20 protein-coding genes are annotated in these 18,364 nt (G+C 72.3%); 18 read left to right on the top strand and 2 right to left on the bottom strand.

All coding sequences use genetic code 11. The annotated features are described in order from the left end of the window. Positions 1-21: 21 nt before the first annotated feature. The 5 genes from ACGH7X_RS37915 to ACGH7X_RS37895 all read left to right on the top strand — a co-directional run bounded on the left by ACGH7X_RS37915 (position 22) and on the right by ACGH7X_RS37895 (position 4,715). Positions 22-1,026, top strand: a complete 1,005-nt coding sequence (locus ACGH7X_RS37915; protein ID WP_399894740.1) for a GlxA family transcriptional regulator — start codon at positions 22-24, stop codon at positions 1,024-1,026. A gap of 121 nt (positions 1,027-1,147) precedes the next feature. Then, positions 1,148-1,786, top strand: a complete 639-nt coding sequence (locus ACGH7X_RS37910; RefSeq protein ID WP_399894737.1) for an HD domain-containing protein — start codon at positions 1,148-1,150, stop codon at positions 1,784-1,786. A 168-nt stretch (positions 1,787-1,954) separates the two neighbouring features. Further along, complete coding sequence (gene modA, locus ACGH7X_RS37905; RefSeq protein WP_399894734.1) at positions 1,955-2,782, top strand: molybdate ABC transporter substrate-binding protein; 828 nt, start codon at positions 1,955-1,957, stop codon at positions 2,780-2,782. Then, complete coding sequence (modB, locus tag ACGH7X_RS37900) at positions 2,779-3,645, top strand: molybdate ABC transporter permease subunit (protein WP_399894732.1); 867 nt, start codon at positions 2,779-2,781, stop codon at positions 3,643-3,645. The genes modA and modB overlap by 4 nt, the downstream gene beginning before the upstream one ends. Further along, a complete protein-coding gene (locus ACGH7X_RS37895) occupies positions 3,642-4,715 on the top strand; it encodes an ABC transporter ATP-binding protein (RefSeq protein WP_399894729.1) in 1,074 nt (357 codons plus the stop codon). Before modB ends, ACGH7X_RS37895 begins: the two co-directional genes overlap by 4 nt. Positions 4,716-4,747: 32 nt before the next feature. Here ACGH7X_RS37895 and ACGH7X_RS37890 read toward each other — a convergent pair whose 3' ends face one another. After that, positions 4,748-5,527 carry a helix-turn-helix domain-containing protein gene (locus ACGH7X_RS37890; RefSeq protein WP_399894726.1) on the bottom strand — a complete coding sequence of 260 codons (780 nt, stop codon included), beginning with the start codon at positions 5,525-5,527 and terminating at the stop codon, positions 4,748-4,750. A gap of 8 nt (positions 5,528-5,535) precedes the next feature. Here ACGH7X_RS37890 and ACGH7X_RS37885 point away from each other — a divergent pair, with 8 nt between their 5' ends. From ACGH7X_RS37885 to ACGH7X_RS37855, 7 genes are read left to right on the top strand one after another with little or no spacing between them, the layout of a single operon-like run. After that, a complete protein-coding gene (locus tag ACGH7X_RS37885) occupies positions 5,536-5,892 on the top strand; it encodes an amidohydrolase family protein (RefSeq protein ID WP_399894723.1) in 357 nt (118 codons plus the stop codon). Beyond that, the gene (locus tag ACGH7X_RS37880; RefSeq protein WP_399897633.1) at positions 5,826-5,969 is read left to right on the top strand and encodes an iron-sulfur cluster assembly protein; all 144 of its coding nucleotides are present in this window, start codon (positions 5,826-5,828) and stop codon (positions 5,967-5,969) included. The genes ACGH7X_RS37885 and ACGH7X_RS37880 overlap by 67 nt, the downstream gene beginning before the upstream one ends. Continuing rightward, entirely contained in the window at positions 5,969-6,598 is a 630-nt protein-coding gene (locus ACGH7X_RS37875) for a metal-sulfur cluster biosynthetic enzyme (RefSeq protein ID WP_399894720.1), read from the top strand. Before ACGH7X_RS37880 ends, ACGH7X_RS37875 begins: the two co-directional genes overlap by 1 nt. Beyond that, positions 6,595-7,620, top strand: a complete 1,026-nt coding sequence (locus tag ACGH7X_RS37870) for an NAD(P)-dependent alcohol dehydrogenase (protein ID WP_399894717.1) — start codon at positions 6,595-6,597, stop codon at positions 7,618-7,620. Before ACGH7X_RS37875 ends, ACGH7X_RS37870 begins: the two co-directional genes overlap by 4 nt. 31 nt (positions 7,621-7,651) lie before the next feature. Continuing rightward, entirely contained in the window at positions 7,652-7,981 is a 330-nt protein-coding gene (locus tag ACGH7X_RS37865) for a putative quinol monooxygenase (RefSeq protein WP_399894714.1), read from the top strand. A gap of 55 nt (positions 7,982-8,036) precedes the next feature. Beyond that, the gene (locus ACGH7X_RS37860; protein ID WP_399894711.1) at positions 8,037-8,873 is read left to right on the top strand and encodes an alpha/beta fold hydrolase; all 837 of its coding nucleotides are present in this window, start codon (positions 8,037-8,039) and stop codon (positions 8,871-8,873) included. A gap of 9 nt (positions 8,874-8,882) precedes the next feature. After that, positions 8,883-9,770, top strand: coding sequence for a helix-turn-helix domain-containing protein (locus ACGH7X_RS37855; protein WP_399894708.1), 888 nt, complete (start codon positions 8,883-8,885; stop codon positions 9,768-9,770). A 201-nt stretch (positions 9,771-9,971) separates the two neighbouring features. Here ACGH7X_RS37855 and ACGH7X_RS37850 read toward each other — a convergent pair whose 3' ends face one another. Next, positions 9,972-11,231 (bottom strand): sulfite oxidase, encoded by a 1,260-nt coding sequence (locus ACGH7X_RS37850; RefSeq protein ID WP_399894705.1) that lies wholly within the window; start codon positions 11,229-11,231, stop codon positions 9,972-9,974. A 345-nt stretch (positions 11,232-11,576) separates the two neighbouring features. Between ACGH7X_RS37850 and ACGH7X_RS37845 the strand changes: the two genes are divergently transcribed. The 6 genes from ACGH7X_RS37845 to ACGH7X_RS37820 all read left to right on the top strand — a co-directional run bounded on the left by ACGH7X_RS37845 (position 11,577) and on the right by ACGH7X_RS37820 (position 18,310). Then, positions 11,577-11,669, top strand: a complete 93-nt coding sequence (locus tag ACGH7X_RS37845) for an Ms4533A family Cys-rich leader peptide (protein WP_399894702.1) — start codon at positions 11,577-11,579, stop codon at positions 11,667-11,669. A gap of 196 nt (positions 11,670-11,865) precedes the next feature. After that, complete coding sequence (locus ACGH7X_RS37840) at positions 11,866-13,590, top strand: ABC transporter substrate-binding protein (protein WP_399894699.1); 1,725 nt, start codon at positions 11,866-11,868, stop codon at positions 13,588-13,590. A 4-nt stretch (positions 13,591-13,594) separates the two neighbouring features. After that, positions 13,595-14,593, top strand: a complete 999-nt coding sequence (locus ACGH7X_RS37835) for an ABC transporter permease (RefSeq protein WP_399894696.1) — start codon at positions 13,595-13,597, stop codon at positions 14,591-14,593. Between the two features lie 5 nt (positions 14,594-14,598). Continuing rightward, positions 14,599-15,597, top strand: a complete 999-nt coding sequence (locus ACGH7X_RS37830; protein ID WP_399897630.1) for an ABC transporter permease — start codon at positions 14,599-14,601, stop codon at positions 15,595-15,597. Beyond that, positions 15,594-17,213 carry a dipeptide ABC transporter ATP-binding protein gene (locus ACGH7X_RS37825; RefSeq protein ID WP_399894693.1) on the top strand — a complete coding sequence of 540 codons (1,620 nt, stop codon included), beginning with the start codon at positions 15,594-15,596 and terminating at the stop codon, positions 17,211-17,213. Before ACGH7X_RS37830 ends, ACGH7X_RS37825 begins: the two co-directional genes overlap by 4 nt. Before the next feature lie 11 nt (positions 17,214-17,224). Beyond that, on the top strand, positions 17,225-18,310 hold the full coding sequence (locus ACGH7X_RS37820) for a P1 family peptidase (protein ID WP_399894691.1): 1,086 nt from the start codon (positions 17,225-17,227) through the stop codon (positions 18,308-18,310). The last annotated feature ends 54 nt before the right edge of the window (positions 18,311-18,364 follow it).

Below are 18,364 nucleotides of genomic sequence, written 5' to 3'. Positions count from 1 at the left end.
GATTAAAAACCGGAGGAAACGATGGCAACAGGGCGGCCGCACAGCGTGGGTGTCCTCGTGTTCGACGGGATGAAGCTGCTCGATCTGTCGGGGCCGGCGGAGGTCTTCAGCGAGGCCAACCGGTTCGGCGCGGACTACCGGCTGAGCATCGTCTCGGCGGACGGGGCGTCGGTGTGTTCGTCCATCGGCATGCGGGTACCGGCCGACACGGACGCGCAGGCCGCCGCGGCCTACGACACGCTCGTCGTCGTCGGCGGCGACGCGCTGCCCGACTCCCCCGTGGATCCCGCTCTCGGCGCCGCCGCGAAGTGCTTGGCGGACCGGGCGGGGCGCATCGCCTCGGTGTGCACCGGTGCCTTCGTGCTGGGTGCCGCGGGACTGCTGGAGGGCAGGCGCGCGACGACGCACTGGCAGCACACCGCCACGCTGGCCCGGCGCTGCCCCTCGACGCGGGTGGAGGCCGACGCGCTCTTCGTGAAGGACGGCACCACTTACACGTCGGCCGGCGTGACCGCGGGCATCGACCTAGCCCTCTCCCTGCTGGAGGAGGACCACGGCCCCGCCCTGGCCCGTCAGGTCGCCCGCTCGCTGGTGGTGTACATGCAGCGGGCCGGCGGGCAGTCCCAGTTCTCCGCTTCGCTCCAGGGCCCGGCCCCCAGGACCCCGGTGCTGCGCCTGGTCCAGGAGGCGGTGCAGGGCGATCCGACGGCCGACCACGGCCTGGACGCGCTGGCCGCGCGGGTGCGGGTCAGTCCACGGCATCTGACCCGCATGTTCCGGGCCGAGCTGGACACCACGCCGATGAAGTACGTGGAACTGATCCGCTTCGACATGGCCAAGGCCCTGCTCGACGCCGGCCACAACGCCACGGAGGCCGCCACCCTTTCGGGCTTTCCCGGCTACGAGAGCCTGCGCCGGGCCTTCGCCCGTCACCTGGGGCTGTCGCCCATCGGCTACCAGCGCCGCTTCGCCACCACCCACCCCACCACCACGCCGGGCCGTCGGCCTCCGGTGGCCCGCGGCTGACGCGGCCGCGAGGGGCGATGACCGGTTCCGAGGGGTTGTTGGCCATCGGGTGGCGGACCCGGGCGGCCCGTCCCACGCAGGGTGGGAACAGACAGGACGGACCACACGACGGAGGAAAGTCATGACAGAGACCATCGCCGGCATCGAGATCCCCGACAGCGCCCTCGCGCGGGAAGCCACCGAACTCATCCGCGACACCACACCGCCGCTGATCTTCCACCACTCGCGCCGCGTCTATCTCTTCGGCAGTCTCCAGGCCGCCGCCCGGGACATCCGGCCCGACCCGGAGCTGCTGTACGTCGCCGCGCTCTTCCACGACACCGGCCTGGTGCCGCCCTATCGCGGCGACGACCAGCGCTTCGAGATGGACGGCGCCGACCAGGCGCGGGCGTTCCTGCGGGCCCACGGCGTGTCCGAGGCCGACGCGGGCACCGTATGGACCGCCGTCGCGCTGCACACCACCCCCGAGGTCCCCTACAAGCTGGCACCGGAGATCGCGGCGACCACGGCCGGCGTCGAGACGGACGTACTCGGCCTGCACCTGAGCCGCATCACCCGGGCGGAGATCGACGCGGTCACCGCCGCCCATCCCCGCCCGGACTTCAAGAAGCAGATCCTCCAGGCGTTCACCGACGGGTTCAGGCACCGTCCGGACACCACCTTCGGCACGGTGAACGCGGACGTCCTGGAGCACTTCGTGCCCGGTTTCCGACGCACGGACTTCGTCGACGTCATCGAGAACTCCGCCTGGCCCGAGTGACGCTCCCCGGGGACGCGACCTCGGGCGACGGCCGGCTGGTCCGTGCATACGCACATGCCAGGCCAGGGATTCGATGATCCGGCTCATGCGAAGTGACAGGTGACTTCTGCCTTGCATCTGCGGCAGTATCATCTGCGCACGCACAGCTGACGAGGGAGTGGACCCGTGATGACCCGTTCCGCGCGCCGGACCCGCCGGATACTTCAGGTGACCGGCGCAGGCGCCGCAGCCCTGCTGGCCCTGAGCGCCTGCTCGTCGTCGGACGCCGAGTCCGACGCCGAGTCGGGTGCCTCCTCCTCGTCCGGAGGGCCGGACGAGCTGTCCGGGACCGTGAACGTCTTCGCCGCGGCCTCACTGACGGAGAGCTTCACGAAGCTGGGCAAGGAGTTCGAGCAGCAGCACCCCGACGCGAAGGTGACCTTCAACTTCGGCGGCAGCGACTCGCTCGCCGCGGGTATCACCAGCGGCGCCCCGGCCGACGTGTTCGCCTCCGCCAGCCCCAAGACGATGAAGGTCGTCACGGACGCCGAGGCCGCGGCCGGGACGCCGGCCACCTTCGTCCGCAACCAGCTGGAGATCGCGACGCTTCCCGGCAACCCGGACGGGATCGCCTCACTGAAGGACCTCACCGGGGACGACCTGAAGGTCGTGCTGTGCGACAAGGCGGTGCCGTGCGGGGCCGCCGCCCAGAAGGCGCTCACCGCCGCCGATCTGAAGCTCACCCCGGTCTCGTACGAGGAGGACGTGAAGTCGGCCCTCAACAAGGTGGTGCTCAAGGAGGCCGACGCCGCGGTCGTCTACAAGACGGATGTGAAGGCGGCCGGCGACAAGGTGGAGGGTGTGGAGTTCCCCGAGTCGGCGAAGGCCGTCAACGACTACCCGATCACCCTGCTCAAGGACGCCCCCAACGCCGAGGTCGGCAAGGCGTTCATCGAGCTGGTGCGGTCGGCCGAGGGCCAGAAGGTGCTGACCGAGGCCGGGTTCACCGCGCCGTGACCTCGCCGCACAAGACCGGTGCCGCGACCGCCCCCCGCACAGGCGGGCCGCGGCGCCGCCGCGTCCGGACGGGAACGGGAATGCGCGGCGGAGCTCCCCTCCCCCTGCTCGTACCCGCGTTGATCGGTCTGGCGTTCCTGGTGCTCCCGCTGGTCGCGCTGCTCATCCGGGCGCCCTGGGCGAGCATGCCCGAGCTGCTGACCAGTACCGAGGTGTGGCAGGCGCTCAGGCTGTCGCTGATCTGCGCCACCGTGGCGACCGTGGTGAGCATGGTGATCGGCGTGCCGCTGGCCTGGCTGCTGGCCCGGGTGGAGTTCCCGGGCCGCGGTCTGGTCCGGGCCCTGGTGACGCTGCCGTTGGTGCTGCCGCCGGTGGTGGGCGGTGTCGCCCTGCTCATGGCGCTGGGCCGCAACGGTGTCGTCGGGCAGTGGCTGGACTCCTGGTTCGGGATCACGCTGCCGTTCACGACCACCGGCGTCGTCCTCGCCGAGGCCTTCGTGGCGATGCCGTTCCTCGTCATCAGTGTCGAGGGCACCCTGCGCGCCGCCGACCCCCGCTACGAGGAGGCGGCCACCACCCTCGGCGCCTCCCGCTTCACCGCCTTCCGCCGGGTCACCCTGCCGCTGATCGCGCCGGGCATCGCGGCCGGTGCCGTGCTGGCCTGGGCCCGGGCGCTCGGCGAGTTCGGGGCGACGATCACCTTCGCCGGCAATTTCCCCGGCCGCACCCAGACCATGCCGCTGGCTGTCTACCTCGCCCTGCAGAGCGATCCCGAGGCGGCCATCGCCCTGAGCCTGGTGTTGCTGGCCGTGTCCATCGCGGTCCTCGCCGGGCTGCGCGACCGCTGGATGACCACCTCATGACCGAGATCGAGATGACGCCCGATTCCGACACGGCCGGGCTCGACGCACGGCTCGAAGTGGAGCGCGGGACCTTCCGCCTCGACGTGAGGCTGACGGCCGCGCCCGGCGACGTGGTCGCCCTGCTCGGCCCCAACGGCGCCGGCAAGACCACCGCCCTGCGCGCCCTCGCCGGCCTCGTCCCCCTCTCGGGCGGCCATCTACGGCTCGACGGCGTGGAGCTGGACCGTACGCCGCCGGAGTCCCGGCCGGTCGGGGTGGTCTTCCAGGACTACCTGCTCTTCCCGCACCTGTCCGCTCTGGACAACGTGGCCTTCGGACCGCGCTGCCGCGGCACGGGCAAGGCTGAGGCCCGGGCGCAGGCCGCCGTACTGCTGGACCGCATGGGCCTGGCCGACCACGCGGGAGCGAAACCGCGCCGGCTCTCCGGTGGCCAGGCCCAGCGCGTCGCCCTCGCCCGCGCCCTGGCCACCCACCCACGGCTGCTGCTCCTCGACGAGCCGCTCGCCGCCCTCGACGCCCGCACCCGCCTCGACGTCCGCGCCCAGCTCCGCCGCCACCTGGCCGACTTCGAGGCCGTCGCCGTACTCGTCACGCACGACCCGCTGGACGCCATGGTCCTCGCCGACCACCTCGTCGTCGTGGAGGACGGCCACGTCGTGCAGGAAGGCGCCCCGTCCCACATCGCCCGCCACCCGCGCACCGACTACATCGCCCACCTGGTCGGCCTCAACCTCTACCGGGGGCAGGCCGAGGGGCATGCGGTACGCCTCGACGACGGGCCCCCGATCACGACCACCGAGGAGCTGACCGGACCGGTGTTCGTCGCCTTCCCGCCCAGCGCGGTCACCCTGCACCGGGACCGCCCGACGGGCTCCAGCGCACGCAACCTGTGGCGCTGCGAAGTGGCCGGGCTGGAGACCCACGGCGACCAGATCCGCGCCGACCTCACCGGCGAACTCCCGCTCGCCGCCGACCTGACCACGGTCGCCGCCGCCGAACTCGACCTGCACCCCGGCGTCGCCGTCTGGGCCACCGTCAAGGCCACCCAGACCCATGCCTACCACGCCTGAAGTCCCCGCTCCGCCGCCGCCTGCGGCCCGTCTCAGCCGCGTCCGGGAAGCGTGATGCCGTAGGCCCTCATCTTGCGGTAGATCGTCGTACGGGAGATCCCGAGCCGCTGGGCCGCGAGCAGTTTGTTGCCGTCCGCCTCCAGCATGGCCTGGACCAGGGTGTCGCGCTCGGACTCCTCCCAGGGGCTCAGGGACCGGCTGCCCGCGCTGTGCAGGGACGGCGGCAGGTCGCGGAGCTCGATCCGGTACGTACGGCGGGCCGCGGCGGCCTTGCTCAGGACGAGACTCAGTTCGCGGACGTTGCCGGGCCAGTCGTACCGGCGCAGCGGCGGCAGGACCTCCGGGGCGCATTCCACGCCCGCGCCGATGCGTCGCAGCAGGCAGTCGACCAGGGCCGGGAGGTCCGTGAGACGGTGCCGCAGCGCGGGTACCGCCGCCGCTTGGAGGAAGCAGCGCCTGAGCGACTCCGGTACGCCCGATGCGCGGTGCAGCGTGCCGACGACCCAGGTGCCCCGGGCCGCCGCGGTGTCCAGCGCCCGGGCGACGGCGGGTCCCTGCTCGGGAGCCACCGCGTCGACGTTCCGCAGCACCAGGGCGCGGCCCGGTCCGGTGGGTGCCGCGAGCAGGGCGGCCGACAGGTCGTTCCCGACGTTCGCGGCCCCGGGACCCGCGGCATCCACGACGACGGGTGCCGAGGCCGACCCGGTCAGCGCGTGTGCGGCGCGGACCAGGGTGGCCTTCCCGGTTCCGGTCTCGCCGTGGAGCAGGAGCGGTGTCCGTTCGCGGGCGCAGCGCGAGACCGTACGGGACACGGTGTTCCATGCCGGGTCCGTTCCGACCAGACCCGGCAGCGGCCGACCCTTGGACCTACCGCTACTTGGAGGCCTGCCGGGAGCTGGGCATCAGGAACATCCACATCCACAAGGGCCCCACCATCCGGCCCCTGGACCGGGACGCCTTCGACGTGGCCGACGTCGACGCGGCCGCCACCGACTTCACCGACCTGAACTTCGTGGTCGAGCACTGCGGCCTGCCCCGGCTGGAGGACTTCTGCTGGATCGCCACCCTGACATGCCCGCCGGCTCATGGGAACGGTCCGCCCGCGCGGCGCTGGACACGGTCTTCGACCCGGAGCTGGACGAGCCGATCACCGACCTCGGCTTCGTACGCTCCGTGACCGTGGCCCCCGACGGGGCGCTCACCGTACGTCTCAGGCTCCCCACGTCGTTCTGCTCGCCAACTTCGCGTACCTGATGGCCTCGGACTCCAAGGACGCGCTGACGGCACTGCCCTGGACACGGGAGGTCGTGGTGCTGCTCGACGACCACCACGACTCGGACCTGATCAATCGCGGGCTGGCCGCGGACGCGGGCTACCGCGGGACGTTCGGGGCCGAGGCGGAGAAGGACCTCGAAGCGCTCCGGCTGACGTTCCGCCGCAAGGCCCACACCGCGGCGATGGAACGCGCGCTTGCCCTCCTGCTCCGGCAGGACCCGGACCTCGCGGAGGAGGACCTGCACGGCGTGGTGCTCGGCGACCTCCCCGAGACCGCGGCGTCCGGTGCGCTGCTGCGCCGGCGCGCGGCGCTGGGCCTCGGGGTGGCACCGTCCGACCCGGTCCTGGTGGACGAGGACGGGCGGCGCCACCCACCGGAGGAGATCCCGCTCCGGCTGCGTTTCGCCCGTTCGGTCCGGGTGTCGATCGACGGCAACGCGCACTTCTGCCGGGGCCTGCTCCGCACCCGGTATCCGCGGTCCGCGGCCGACCAGTCCCCGCGCATGGATGAGTTTCCGGCAGCGGGGGAACCCGTGCGCGCGGGAGAGCCCGTGCGGGCGGGGGACCTCTTCCAGCGCACCGCACCACCGAAGGAGAACGTCTCGTGAAAGCAGTCCAGGTGGTCGGCTACGGCCGGAACCTCGAAATGGCCGAGGTCCCGGCTCCGGAGGTCGTCGGCCCGTACGACGTGATCGTCAGGATCGGCGGTGCCGGTGTGTGCCGTACCGACATCCACATCCTGGACGGGCAGTGGGCCGAGAAGTCGGGGGTGGAGCTGCCCTACACGATCGGGCACGAGAACGCCGGCTGGGTCCACGCGGTCGGCAGCGCCGTCACGAACGTCTCCGAGGGCGACAAGGTCATCGTGCACCCGCTGATCACCTGCGGGCTGTGCCGGGCGTGCCGGGCCGGTGACGACGTGCACTGCGAGCACAACCTGTTCCCCGGTATCGACACGGCCGGCGGCTATGCCGAGTACCTGAAGACCTCCGCGCGCAGTGTCGTGCGGCTCGACGACTCCCTCGAACCGGCGGACGTCGCGGCGCTCGCCGACGCGGGCCTGACGGCGTACCACGCGGCGGCCAAGGCGGCCCGCAGGCTCCGGCCGGGAGACCGCTGCGTCGTGATCGGCGCGGGCGGCCTCGGGCACATCGGGGTGCAGGTACTCAAGGCCCTCACCGCCGCCGAGATCGTCGTCGTCGACCGCAACCCCGACGCGGTCGCCCTGGCCCTCTCCGTCGGCGCCGACCACGGTGTCCTCGCCGACGGCGACCAGGTGGACCGGGTGCGCGAGCTGTCCGGCGGGCACGGGGCGGAGGCGGTCGTCGACTTCGTCGGTGAGGGCGGCTCCACCAAGGACGGCGTCGGCATGCTGCGCCAGGCCGGTGACTATCACGTGGTCGGCTACGGCGAGAACATCGACGTCCCGACCATCGACATCATCTCCGCCGAGATCAACTTCATCGGCAACCTCGTCGGCTCCTACAACGACCTGTGCGAGCTGATGGTCCTCGCCGCGCGGGGCCGCGTACGCCTGCACACCGCCAAGTACCCTCTCGACCGTTTCCAGGACGCCCTGGACGATCTCGGGAGCGGCCGGATCCGGGGCCGCGCGATCCTCACCCCGTGACCGTGCCCTCAACAACGAAGGAAGCAGACCCTTGATTTTCATCACCGCGAAGTTCCGTGTCCTTCCCGAGTACGCCGACCGATGGCCGGAGGTGGTGGAGGAGTTCACCCGCGCGACGCGTGCCGAGCCGGGATGCCTGTGGTTCGACTGGTCCCGCAGCCTCGAGGACCCGACGGAGTACGTTCTGGTGGAAGCCTTCCGCGACGACGAGGCGGGTGCGGCGCACGTGGGCTCGGCGCACTTCCAGGCGGCGCGGCGGACCCTGCCGCCGCATCTCGCCGCGACACCCAAAATCGTCAACGCGAAGGTGTCCCAGGAAGACTGGTCGCTGCTGGGTGAGATGGCGGTCGACGAAGGCTGACGCCGGCGACATTTGTACAAGACCCTTGGCCGGTGCCCGGTGCACCATTCCCGGCATGAGTGAGTACGACGCCGAACTCTCGCACGGAATGCATGTGGTCCACGACGGCCCGCCGCAGGCGCCGCCCATGTTGCTCATCCACGGATCGGGCGCCTCGGGCGCCTCCTGGGGCCCCGTCGTCCCGGCCCTCGCCGGCCGCCGTCACGTCCTGCGCGTCGACCTCCCGGGCTGCGGCAAGTCCCCGCCCACGAAGCCGTACGACGTGCCGGTGCAGGCGGGCCGGGTGGCGGCGCTCCTGGACGACCTCGGGCTCCGTTCGGTGACCGTGGTCGGACACTCCAGCGGCGGTTACGTCGCCACCGCGCTGGCGGAGCGGCGCCCCGATCTGGTGGGGGCGATCGCTCTGGTCAGCACCGGTCCGGGTCTCGACGCGTTCCTTCCGCAGCCGTTGATCCTCCGGGTCTTGCTGGCTCCGCCCTTCGGCCCGCTCCTGTGGTCGCGGCGCACGGACGCGATGCTCCGCAAGGCGATCCGCGCGACGGCCGCCGGCCCCGTGGACGTCCCGGGCGACATGCTCGACGACCTGCGGGGCATCTCGTACCGCGCCTTCAGGACGGTGGCCCGGGGGAACACGGCCTATCTCGCCGAGCGGAGCGTGCCCGAGCGTCTGGCCGCGCTCGACGTCCCGGTGCTGGTGCTCTTCGGTGCCGCCGACCCCCGCTGGGAGCCGTCGTCGGCCCACCGGTACGACGCCGTGCCGAACGCGCGGGTCGAGCTGCTGCCGGGGGTCGGGCACCTGCCCCCGCTGGAAGCGCCCGAGGCCACCGGCGAACTGCTGCTGGGCCTGGCGGCAAGGGCGCCGGCGTCCCGCCCGTCGATCCCCGAGACCTAGACTGGTCACGTGTTGTCGACCGGGGCACCACCCGACTGGGCAAGCGTGGACATCGCGGTCCCGCGGCCCTCGGCCCGGCTGCCGGGGATCAGCATGGCCGGGTTCAGTCAGCGTGTGCCCGCCTTCGTGGACATGGCCATGGTGGCGCATCCGTCCGTCACCCTGCTCATCGACCTGAGCGAGGGCGAGGGTCTGCTGTACGGCGCGCGCGGCCGGCACGGGCACGGCAGTTTCGTCGTCGGGCTCGCCCCGGGCGGGCTCAGGGCGGCCGGCCGGGTGGGCGCGTGTCTCCAGATCCGGCTGGAACCGGCCGTGGCGGCCGCGGTGCTCGGCTCGTCGACCGCGCTCACCGGGAGGGTGGAGTCCTTCGAGGACGTCTGGGGCCGCGAGGCGGGGCGGGCACAGGACGAGCTGCGCGCCGCCGGGTCGTGGGACGAGCGGTTCGCCGTCGCGACGGGAATCCTCCGCCGCCGGATGGCGGACCGCCCGCCGGTCGATCCGGAGGTCGCCCACACCTGGCGGACGACGCTCGCCGGCCGGGGCAGGGTACGGGTCGACGGCCTCGCCGACGAGGTCGGCTGGAGTCGTAAGCGCCTGTGGGCCCGCTTCCGGGCCCAGCTCGGCATCACACCCAAGCGGGCCGCCCGGCTGGTGCGCTTCGACCACGCCGCCCATCTGCTCGCCGCGGGCCTCGCCCCGGTCGCCGTCGCGCCCGAGAGCGGCTACGCCGACCAGTCCCACCTCCACCGGGAGGTCACGGCGTTCACCGGGCTCACGCCCACGGCCGTGGCCTGCGCACCGTGGCTCGCGATCGACGACATCGCGTGGCCGGCCTCGTCACCGGCAGGGTCCACGGTGTCCGCACCCCGTCGAATGGCACCGCCCGGCCGTGCGTGAAATCGTGGAGGGACGGCATGCGCGGATGCACCCCGAGAAAGCGTCTTCCCCAGGAGGCTTCCATGTCCTCGAAACGACGCCGGAAGAAGAAGGCACGTCGCAAGCACGCCGCCAACCACGGCCGGCTGCCCCAGTCCTGACCACGGCACCGCCGGCCGCACCGGCCGGCGGTGCGGCGGGTCCGCCGCCCGGAAACGCGTGTCACACCGCGTTCACGGGGTGGCGTACGACCGCGTCGAACAGGTAGCCCTGTGTGTTGTGGACGGTGGTGTCCGGCTGGGTCCGGCCCGTGCTGTCCGTCGCCCTGGCCAGCAGCGTGTACGGGCCGGGTGTCGCCGGCCGCCAGTGGGTGGACCAGCGGACCCAGCCGTCGCGCCGGGGCACGTCGTGGAGTCGGGCCGCGCTCCAGGTGGCTCCCGCGTCGGTACTGACGTCCACCCGTACGACACGGCCCGCGCCGGACCAGGAGCGCCCGGTGAGGCGGTGTGCGACGCCGGCTCTCAGGTTGGCCTGCGCGTCCAGCTCCCAGGCGCTCTTGATGGTCTGCCTGGTCAACGGGGCGCTCCCGCCGTCCGGGTGGGCGGCGCCGAACAGTCGGTAGAAGTCGGTGTTCCACGGTGAGTACAGCGGCTGGGCGGACACCTCGATGTCGCCGACCCACTTGATGGAGGAGATGCCGATCCACGAGGGGACGAGGACGCGCACGGGGTGCCCGTGGTCGTGCGGGAGCGGTTCGCCGTTCATCTCGTAGGCGAGCAGGACGTCGTCGAGCGCCTTGGACAGCGGGAGCGGGCGCCGGACCCGGCCGAGGTCGACTCCTTCGGTGACGTATGCGGCGTCGAGGCCCCGGGGCAGGACGTCGACGGCCCGGCGGCTGACTCCGGCCCGCTTCAGGACGTCGGCCAGACGGACTCCGCGCCAGCGCGCGACGCCGATCGCCCCCAGCGTCCAGGCCGTTCCGCTGACGGTCTGGTCCTGCTGACTCGTGTAGAAGCTGCGGCCGTTGCCGGCGCACTCCACGAACGCGCTGTGCGACACCGACGGCAGCTTCTTGAGGTCGGCCAGGGAGAAGTCGACGGCGCGGTCCCGGGTGAGGCCGTCGCCCCAGACGGTGAGGGTCCAGTCGGCCGCCGACAGGACCGGGGTCGCCGTGTGGTTGCGGACGAAGAAGCGGTCGTTGGGCGTGTGGTAGCCGGTGCCCGCCAAAGAGGCGAACCGTGTCTCGGCGTTCGTGCCCCGGACGGTGAACAGGTCCTCGGGCAGGGGCTTGACGATGCCGGGCGCGGTGGGCGCGGTGGAGGCGGCGGCGGGCGTGTCCAGGGCCACGGACGCCGCACCGGCGAGCCCGGCCGCGGCGAGGAGCCGGAGCATGTCACGCCGGGAGACACCGTCGGCCCGGGCCTCGCCGGCCAGCCACTGGCGGAGTCTGCGTCGGTCGTAGGCGGATTCGGGAGTACGCATGACGGCCTGCCTTTCACAGGGAAGCGCGGACGGTCCCGCGCGGGTGGAGGGGTGCCCGCCCGAGGCGGAGTGAGGAGACGGCACTGCTCGCGGGGGCACAGCGGCGAACCGGGCCTGCCTGCCCCAGGGGGTCTACGCGGTGAGGATCAACAACAGCCGTACGGCACGAGCACGAGCACGCGGGGCCGCGGGGCGGCGAGGCGGCGTCGGCTGCGGATCATGCCGTCATCGTACGGAGGGGGCACGCGCCGCGGGCGGATATCGACAAGCTCCCCGCGCCGGCACGGCGGGCGGCCGCCGGTCGCCGCTTTGACATCCTTCGCCAGTTCGTTCATATTCCTATGCATGTCGTCCGTCCACGCTTGCGCACGCGCAGCCATCGAGCTGGCGCTGATCGGCGTGACCCCGCTCTGCGTGGCCGACATTCTCTGTCGCTGACGTCCGCCTTCGGCGCGTACGTCGCGTTCTTCGACCTTCACGGCTCTTGCTCCCCTGATACCTCTCACCCGTGCCAACGGGACATCCGGTGTCCGGCGGTCGCTGTGCCCGCGCCGGGGCGGACCCCTCCGACAGCTGCTCCCCGTGTCACCGTCGCCCCGATCACCGGGCGGCTCATCCGAGAGGTCGTCTTCCGATGCGTCATTCGTCCCCCAGAACGCGCCGCGCCACCGCCGCGTTGACCGTCAGCCTGATCGTGACGGCCGGTGCGGCCGCCTGCGGGCCCGACGACAACGATGCCAAGGGCAAGAGCGCCGACGCCGAGCCCCAGAAGGGCGGCACGCTCACGGTCCTCAACTCCCAGCCGCAGCAGGACTTCGACCCCGCGCGCCTCTACACCTCCGGCGGCGGCAACGTCCCCTCCCTCGTCTTCCGCACCCTGACGACCCGCAACCGGGAGGACGGTGCCAAGGGCGCCGAGGTCGTGCCCGACCTCGCCACGGACACCGGTCGCCCGAACAAGGACGCCACCGTGTGGACGTACACCCTCAAGGAGGGGCTCAAGTACGAGGACGGCACGAAGATCACCTCGGCCGACGTCAAGTACGGCATCGAGCGGTCCTTCGCCGCCGAACTGTCGGGCGGCGCCCCGTATCTGCGGGACTGGTTGATCGGCGGGGCCGACTACCAGGGCCCGTACAAGGACAAGGGCAAGGGGCTCGAATCGATCGAGACTCCGGACGAGCGCACCATCGTCTTCCGTCTGAACAAGCCGGAGGGCGAGTTCCCCTACCTGGCCACCCAGACCCAGTTCACTCCGGTGCCCAAGGCCGCGGACAAGGGCACCAAGTACGAGGAGCACCCGGTCTCCTCCGGTCCCTACAAGGTCGTCGAGAACCAGAACGACGGTGAGCGGCTGGTCCTGGAGCGCAACGAGCACTGGTCGGCCAAGACCGACGAAGAGCGCAAGGCGTACCCGGACCGGATCGACGTCCGCTCCGGCCTCGACTCCTCGGTCATCAACCAGCGGCTGTCCGCCTCCCAGGGCGCCGACTCGGCCGCAGTCACCACCGACACCAACCTGGGACCGGCCGAACTCGCCAAGGTCACCGGCGACAAGGAGCTCGCGGCGCGGGTGGGCACCGGCCACTTCGGCTACACCAACTACATAGCCTTCAACCCGAAGGTGAAGCCCTTCGACGACCCCAAGGTGCGCCAGGCGATCGCCTACGCCGTGGACCGCACCTCCGTGGTCAACGCGGCCGGCGGCTCCTCGCTGGCGGAGCCCGCGACGACGTACCTGCCGAACCAGGAGTCCTTCGGCTACACGGCGTACGACCACTTCCCGGCCGGCAGATCCGGCGACGCGGCGAAGGCCAAGGAACTGCTGAAGGAGGCCGGTTACGCGAACGGGCTCACCGTGACGCTCACCCATTCCAACTCCAAGGACTTCGAGACCAGCCCGGAGATCGCCACCGCCCTTCAGGACGCCCTGAAGAAGGCCGGGATCACGGTCAAGCTGGAGGGGCTGGAGGACAACGACTACAAGGACACGATCCACAGCGCCAAGACCGAGCCCGGGTTCTTCCTGGCCCACTGGGGTGCCGACTGGCCCTCCGGCGGCCCGTTCCTGGCGCCGATCTTCGACGGCCGGCAGATCGTGAAGGACGGCGCCAACTTCAACACCGGCTTCCTGGACGACAAGTCGGTCAACGACGAGATCGACGCCATCAACAAGCTCACCGACCTCGACGAGGCGGCCAAGCGCTGGGGCGCCCTCGACAAGAAGATCGGCGAGCGGGCGCTGACGGTCCCGCTGTTCCACCCCGTGTACAAGCGGTTGTACGGCAAGGACGTCAAGAACGTCGTGATCAGCGACTGGACCGGTGTGCTGGACGTCTCCCAGGTCGCGGTGAAGTAGTTCCATGAGTGAGGCCCAACTGGTCTCCGAGGGCGCGCGGGCGGGCACCGGCACGGTGCTCGCCCCCGCCTCGGGGGCCCGTCAGTTCTGGCGGCGGCTGCGTGTGCAGCGTGCCGCCCTCGTCGCGGCGTTCGTCGTCGCGCTGCTCGTCCTGGTCGCGCTCGCCGCACCCCTGCTCACCGCGATCGAGGGGCAGAACCCGACCGCGTACCACCCCGAACTCGTCGACTCGGCCCGCGGTGGTGTGCCGGTCGGCACCTTCGGCGGCATGAGCGCCGAGCACTGGCTCGGTGTCGAACCCCAGACGGGGCGCGACCTGTTCGCCCGCCTCGTGTACGGCGCGCGGGTCTCGCTCGGCGTGGCACTGGCGGCGACGCTGGTGGAGGTCGCGATCGGGCTCGTCGTGGGGATCGCGGCCGGGCTCGGCAACCGGTGGGTCGACCAGGCGCTGAGCCGGTTCACCGACGTGGTGGTGGCGCTGCCGCTGATGGTGATGTCCCTCGCGCTGCTCGCAATCGTGCCCGGCGGCTTTCCGCGTCCGGTTCTGGTGGCGAGCGTGATCGGGCTGATCGGCTGGGGGACCGTCGCCAAGATCGTGCGGGCGCAGACGATGACGCTCAAGCAGCTCGACCACGTGGCGGCGGCCCGGCTCAGCGGCTGGGGCTCCTGGCGGATCGCCCGCCGTGAGCTGCTGCCCGCGCTCGCCGCGCCGGTCATCACCTACTCGGCGCTGCTCGTCCCGGTGAACATCTCGGCCGAGGCCGCGCTGAGCTTCCTGGGCGCGGGGGTGAAGCCCCCGACGCCGTCCTGGGGCCAGATGCTCACGTCGGCGAACGTCTGGTACCAGGCCGCACCGCAGTACCTGCTGCTGCCGGCCGGGATGCTGTTCGTCACCGTGCTCGCCCTGACGGTCCTGGGCGACGGGGTACGCCGGGCCCTCGACCCGCGCGCCGCCTCGCGGCTCGCCGTCGGCACCGGTCGCCGCAAGGAGGCACGCGCGTGAACGCCCTGCACGGCTTCCTCGGTTTCGCCCTGCGCCGCACGCTCGGCGCGATCGTCACGCTGCTCGCGATCTCGGTGATCGTGTACGTCGTCTTCTACGCCGCGCCCGGCGACGTCGCCCAGATCACCTGCGGGCCCCGCTGCTCCCCGGCCCAGGTCCAGCAGGTGGCCGGGCAACTGCGGCTGGACGACCCGCTGTACGTCCGCTACCTGCACTTCCTCCAGGGCGTGTTCGTCGGCCACGACTACTCCACCGGCACCTCCGTGGAACACTGCTCGGCACCGTGCCTGGGGCTGTCGTACCAGAGCGACCAGCAGGTCACTCAGCTGATCCTGACCAAGCTGCCGGTCACCGGTTCGCTCGCGCTCGGTGCCATGGTGCTGTGGCTGCTGCTCGGCGTCGGCACCGGCGTGCTCGCCGCCTGGCGGCGCGGCCGGCTGGACGAGCGGATCCTGACGGGCATCACGCTGGCCGGCTGGGCCACACCCGTGTTCGTCATCGGACTGCTGCTGATGATCGTGGTCTGCGGGCAGTTGCAGCTGCTGCCGTTCCCGCAGTACGTGCCGTTCACCGACGATCCGGAGCAGTGGGCGTGGAACCTGCTGCTGCCCTGGTTGTCGCTGGCCCTGATCGAGGCCGCCAAGTACGCCCGCCTGACCAGGTCGGCCATGCTCGAGACGCTGGCCGAGGACCATGTGCGCACCTTCCGTGCCTACGGCGTCGGGGAGCGCGCCATCGTCGGACGGCACGCCCTGCGCGGCGCGGTCGGGCCGCTGATCGCGCTGAATGCCAACGACCTGGGGTCGCTGTTCGGCGGGGCCGTGCTCACCGAGTCGCTCTTCGGGCTGCCCGGGATCGGGCGCGAGCTGGTGCACGCCGTGAACGTCGTCGACCTGCCGGTGGTCGTCGGCATGGTGGTACTGACCGGCTTCTTCGTGGTGCTCGCCAACGCCGTCGCGGACGTGTTGTACGCGGTGGCCGACCGAAGGACGGTGCTGTCGTGAGTCTGGTCGAAGTCACCGGTCTGTCGGTCGGGTTCGGTTCCGTGCGCGCGGTGGACGCGCTGTCCTTCCGGCTGGAGAAGGGGGCCGCGCTCGCCCTGGTCGGCGAGTCGGGTTCCGGCAAGTCCACGGTGGCGTCCGCGCTGCTGGGGCTGCACCGGGGCACGGGCGCCGTCGTGGAGGGCACGGTCCGGGTCGCCGGGGTCGACGTGGGATCGGCGTCCGAGGAGGAACTGCGGCGGCTGCGCGGCAAGACGGCCGCGATGGTCTTCCAGGACCCGCTGTCGTCCCTGGACCCGTACTACGCCGTCGGCGACCAGATAGCCGAGGTGTACCGCGTGCACCACAGGGGGTCGCGGCGGGCGGCCCGTGCCCGTGCCGTCGAGGTGCTGGACCGGGTGGGCATCGCCGACGCGGCACGACGCTCGCGGTCGCGCCCGCACGAGTTCAGCGGCGGCATGCGCCAACGCGCGCTGATCGCCATGGCGCTGGCCTGCGAGCCCGAGCTCCTCATCGCGGACGAGCCCACCACCGCCCTCGACGTGACCGTGCAGGCCCAGATCCTCGACCTGCTGCACACGCTGCGCGAGGAGACGGGGATGGGCCTGCTGCTCGTCACGCACGACGTGGGGGTCGCCGCGGAGAGCGTCGACGAGGTCCTCGTGATGCGCCACGGCAGTGCGGTCGAACACGGCCCCGTCGCCTCGGTCCTGGGTTCTCCGACGCGGACGTACACCAGACAGCTGCTCAAGTCGGTGCCCCGGGTCGACGTACCCAGGCCCAGGCGCCCGGCCGATACCCCCGGCGAGCCGGACTCCGGGCCGGTGGTGCTGGAGGCGGTCGGTCTGCGCCGTGTCTTCGGGCGCGGGTCGAGGTCGTTCGCGGCGGTCGACGACGTGTCGCTGCAGGTGCGGCGCGGGGAGGCGCTGGGCGTGGTCGGCGAGAGCGGCAGCGGCAAGACCACGCTCGGCCGGATGCTGGTGGGGCTGCTCGAACCGTCGGCCGGTCAGGTCCGCCGCGGCGGTGTGGCCGTGACCGGTGTGCGACCGGACGTCCAGATGGTCTTCCAGGACCCCGTCTCCTCGCTCAACCCCCGCCGAAGCGTGGGAGAGTCGGTCGCCGACCCGTTGCGGGCACGCGGCGAGCGGGATCCGGCCGTCCGTGCCCGGGTCGCGGAACTGCTGGAGCGGGTCGGTCTCGAACCCGCCCACTACGACCGCTATCCGCACGAGTTCAGCGGAGGGCAGCGGCAGCGGATCGGCATCGCCCGGGCGCTGGCGGCCGGGCCGCGCGTCCTGGTGTGCGACGAGCCGGTCTCCGCGCTCGACGTGACCACGCAGGCCCAGGTCGTCGGGCTGCTCGACGAGTTGCGGCGCGAACTGGGGCTCGCCCTGGTGTTCATCGCCCACGACCTGGCCGTCGTACGTCAGGTCAGCGACCGGCTGGCGGTGATGCGGGGCGGCCGCGTGGTGGAGTACGGCCCCGCCGACGAGGTCTACGAAGCGCCGCGGGACGCCTACACCAGGCAGCTGCTCGCCGCCGTACCGGCTCTCGACCCGGGCCTGGCCGCGCTGCGCCGCACGGAGCGCCGGGAGTTGGCGGCCGCGTCGGACGCGTAACGTCCGGCCGTATGGAACCACTGCCTCAACCGCACCGCGCGCCCGGCGCCACCCCGCGCCGGGCGCGTGACCTCGGGGTCGTCGTCGGGTGCGGCGTCACCGGGCCCCTCGACGCGATCACCGACGTGCCGGGGGTCCGCGTCGGACACACCACCGTTCGCCGGCCGCCCGACGTGCACAGCGGGGTCACCGCCGTCGTGCCGGACCTCGTCGGTCCCGGCTCACCCCTGCCGGCCGGGGTGTTCACCGGCAACGGCTACGGCAAGCTCATCGGCACCACCCAGCTCACCGAACTCGGCACGCTGGAGACACCCGTCCTGCTCACCTCCACCCTCTCGGCGTTCCGTGTCGCCGACGCCCTCGTCGGCTGGATGCTCCGGCGGCCCGGATGCGAGCAGGTGCGGAGCCTCAATCCGGTGGTGGGCGAGTGCAACGACGGTTTCCTGTCCGACATCCGGGCCCGGCCCGTCCACGAGGAGCACGTGCGGGCCGCCCTCGACACGGCCTCGGACGGGCCGGTGGCCGAGGGATGCGTCGGCGCGGGAACCGGCACCGTCGCGCTGGGCTTCAAGGCCGGCATCGGCACCGCCTCCCGCATGATGGACCTGGAGGGCCGGCGCTTCACGGCGGGCGTCCTGGTGCAGGCCAACTTCGGCGGCACGCTGCGCGTACTCGGCCGGGCCCTCACCCCGCGGTCGCTGGGCCTGGGGGCGGGTGGTCCGGGGCCGGCGGCGGACACGGGCTCCTGCATGATCGTGGTGGCCACGGACGCGCCCCTCGACGCCCGGCAGCTCACCCGTGTCGCACGGCGCGCGGTGTTCGCGCTGGCCCGCACGGGAGCGGCGTACAGCCACGGCAGCGGGGACTACGCCGTCGCCTTCGGTACGCGGCCGGACGCCGGTCACCCGGTTGCGGACGCGGAGCTGGGTCCGCTGTTCGAGGCGGTCCTGGACGGGGTCGAGGAGGCGGTGCTCAACTCCCTGCTCGCGGCGGACACGACGACCGGATTCGGCGGCCGGACGGTACCCGCGCTCCCTGCGGATCTGCTGGCCGCCGCCGTCACCGGGCCATGGTCCCCGCCGCCCGGCGACGGTTGACGGGAGGGCTGCGAGGGGGGCAGCCCGACTGGGCCGGGCTGCCCCCGGTCACCG

The organism is Streptomyces sp. BBFR51, assembly GCF_044591655.1.
In the GTDB taxonomy this organism is placed as follows: Bacteria; Actinomycetota; Actinomycetes; order Streptomycetales; family Streptomycetaceae; genus Streptomyces.
Note: the sequence above shows the minus strand (reverse complement) of the source record. Positions and strands in the feature narration are given on the sequence as shown.

Coding starts and splice junctions, on each gene's coding strand:
- ACGH7X_RS37915 (WP_399894740.1), top strand. CDS start 22: ATGGCAACAGGGCGGCCGCACAGCGTGGGTGTCCTCGTGTTCGACGGG.
- ACGH7X_RS37910 (WP_399894737.1), top strand. CDS start 1,148: ATGACAGAGACCATCGCCGGCATCGAGATCCCCGACAGCGCCCTCGCG.
- modA (WP_399894734.1), top strand. CDS start 1,955: ATGACCCGTTCCGCGCGCCGGACCCGCCGGATACTTCAGGTGACCGGC.
- ACGH7X_RS37895 (WP_399894729.1), top strand. CDS start 3,642: ATGACCGAGATCGAGATGACGCCCGATTCCGACACGGCCGGGCTCGAC.
- ACGH7X_RS37885 (WP_399894723.1), top strand. CDS start 5,536: ATGCCGGGTCCGTTCCGACCAGACCCGGCAGCGGCCGACCCTTGGACC.
- ACGH7X_RS37875 (WP_399894720.1), top strand. CDS start 5,969: ATGGCCTCGGACTCCAAGGACGCGCTGACGGCACTGCCCTGGACACGG.
- ACGH7X_RS37860 (WP_399894711.1), top strand. CDS start 8,037: ATGAGTGAGTACGACGCCGAACTCTCGCACGGAATGCATGTGGTCCAC.
- ACGH7X_RS37850 (WP_399894705.1), bottom strand. CDS start 11,231: ATGCGTACTCCCGAATCCGCCTACGACCGACGCAGACTCCGCCAGTGG.
- ACGH7X_RS37845 (WP_399894702.1), top strand. CDS start 11,577: ATGTCGTCCGTCCACGCTTGCGCACGCGCAGCCATCGAGCTGGCGCTG.
- ACGH7X_RS37840 (WP_399894699.1), top strand. CDS start 11,866: ATGCGTCATTCGTCCCCCAGAACGCGCCGCGCCACCGCCGCGTTGACC.
- ACGH7X_RS37835 (WP_399894696.1), top strand. CDS start 13,595: ATGAGTGAGGCCCAACTGGTCTCCGAGGGCGCGCGGGCGGGCACCGGC.
- ACGH7X_RS37820 (WP_399894691.1), top strand. CDS start 17,225: ATGGAACCACTGCCTCAACCGCACCGCGCGCCCGGCGCCACCCCGCGC.